The following is a 355-nucleotide window of genomic DNA, read 5'->3' on the forward strand; positions in this document are numbered from 1 at the left end:
CTTGATTGTCGCTACCGGCGGTTTTTCCTATTTTGACAATGCAAAGCAGGTTTCCCGTTTCATCGGGATATGCCCAACGTACCAACAATCCGGAACATCCGTACACATCAAAGGTGGAATTAACCGGAATGGGGATGCGAACCTGCGTTCATTGCTTTATGTCGCATCATGGTCTGCTTTACGTGCAAACACAACCTGTAAAGAGTGCTACGCACGATTAAAAGCCAACGGGAAGCCTTCTAAGGTGGCTCTTATAGCGGTTGAAAACAAACTCGTCAGGCAAGCATTTGCCGTAATTAAATCAGATTCTCCTTATGTGGATGGTTTTGTTTCTGCCTATCAAACAAAATAAGAG

At 44.5% G+C, this 355-nt stretch carries 1 protein-coding gene; it reads left to right on the forward strand.

Annotated features, from left to right (window positions below):
• Positions 1-352, forward strand: a 352-nt coding sequence (locus tag EII41_RS13855; RefSeq protein ID WP_148091779.1) for a transposase, incomplete at its 5' end; no start/stop codon positions are given.
• Positions 353-355: the final 3 nt, after the last annotated feature.

It is taken from the genome of Tannerella forsythia (assembly GCF_003860135.1).
Taxonomy (GTDB): Bacteria; Bacteroidota; Bacteroidia; order Bacteroidales; family Tannerellaceae; genus Tannerella; species Tannerella forsythia_A.